This is a genomic window from Pseudomonas emilianonis, assembly GCF_023072625.1.
GTDB lineage: Bacteria > Pseudomonadota > Gammaproteobacteria > Pseudomonadales > Pseudomonadaceae > Aquipseudomonas > Aquipseudomonas paraveronii.
The window spans coordinates 1-1,431 of record NZ_JAKNRV010000650.1 but is presented as its reverse complement, the minus strand read 5'-3'; the positions used below and the strand labels follow the sequence as shown (position 1 = coordinate 1,431).

Here is a 1,431-nt window from a genome sequence, read left to right as displayed (position 1 = left end):
AGTGGTTTCTCGGCCCTTCGTTGACCTTTGCTGCTCTGTTATTGGGTTAATTTGAGGTTTTTTGCTTCGAGCACGCGCTGACCAGTGCCAGGGCCACGGGGGCGATCAGTTGGTAAGCACGCTTCATGGCGTGAACTCCTTGTTCTTGTCGCTGCCCAGCAGGTAACCGCTGGGGTTGGCTTCCAGGCGGCGGGAGATGGCGCGCAGCGAACCGAGGGTTTCGCGCAGTTCGCGCACGGCCGGCGCCAGTTCGTTGAGGCCCTGCATGCCGCTGTTAACCGCGTTCTTGTTATCGGTCAGCAAGGTGTTGATGGTTGCAGTGCTTTGCTCAAGGGATTTCATCGCCTGCTCGGCGCTGCCGAAGACCTGCCTGCCTTGATCGTTGAGCAGGCCGTTGGCATTGCGCATCAGCGCCGTGGTCTGCTCGAGGGCGGCACCGGCCTGCTTGCTGACCTGCATCAGTTGCTGCATCACCACTTTGATATCGCCGCGCTGGTCGGCAATCGCGCCGGTGGTTTGTTCCAGATGGTCCAGGGTGTTGCTGATGCGCTCGACATTCTGTGCGGAGAACATGTCGTTGGCGTTGTGCAGCAGCAGGTTGATGCTGGTCATCAGGTCGTTACTGTTGTTCAGCAACCGTGCAATAGGTGATGGCGAGGCGATGATCTCCGGCAGGTCGCCGTCCTTGCCCTTGAGTGTCGGGCTTTGCGGTGTGCCGCCGCTGAGCTGGATGATCGAGGTGCCGGTGATGCCGGTCAGGGCCAGCTTGGCCTGGGTGTCTTCCTTGATCGGCGTCTGCCCGGAAAGGCGGATGCGCGCGAGCACACGGCGCGGGTCTTTGGGGTCCAGGCGCAGGCTGATGACATCGCCCACCTTGATCCCGCTGTACTGCACCGAGCTGCCCTGGGACAGGCCGCTGACCGCCTCGTTGAAAATCACTTCGTAATCCTGGAACGCGGTGTCGACGCTGGACTTGGCCAGCCACAGGCCAAACAGCATCGCGCCGACCACCACAATCACGCTGAACAGACCGATCATCACATGATGGGCTCGGGTTTCCATGTCATACCTCGTTGAGCGGTTGAGCGGCATCCAATGCCGCGCGGCCCCGGGGGCCGTGGAAATATTCGTGAATCCAGGCGTCGTCTGTTTCGGAGACGACATCGATGGCATCGGCCACCAGCACTTTCTTCTGCGCCAGCACCGCGACGCGGTCGGTGATGGTGTACAGCGTGTCCAGGTCGTGGGTGACCAGGAACACGCTCAGGCCCAGCGCATCGCGCAGGGTCAGGATCAGTTGGTCGAATTGCGCGGCGCCGATCGGGTCGAGCCCGGCGGTGGGTTCGTCGAGGAACAGAATGTCCGGGTCCAGCGCCAGGGCACGGGCCAGGGCCGCGCGCTTGATCATGCCGCCGGACAGCGAGATCAAGG

2 protein-coding genes are annotated in these 1,431 nt (G+C 62.1%); both read right to left on the bottom strand.

The annotated features are described in order from the left end of the window. Nucleotides 1-123: 123 nt before the first annotated feature. Nucleotides 124-1,062 (bottom strand): MlaD family protein, encoded by a 939-nt coding sequence (locus tag L9Z73_RS30485; RefSeq protein ID WP_247408670.1) that lies wholly within the window; start codon nucleotides 1,060-1,062, stop codon nucleotides 124-126. Between the two features lies 1 nt (nucleotide 1,063). After that, nucleotides 1,064-1,431 (bottom strand): ATP-binding cassette domain-containing protein (locus tag L9Z73_RS30480; protein WP_247408668.1); only part of this gene is annotated, 368 nt, incomplete at its 5' end.

What these genes read in the sequence shown, in the direction of transcription:
- L9Z73_RS30485 (WP_247408670.1), bottom strand. Translation starts at nt 1,062, where the DNA reads ATGGAAACCCGAGCCCATCATGTGATGATCGGTCTGTTCAGCGTGATT.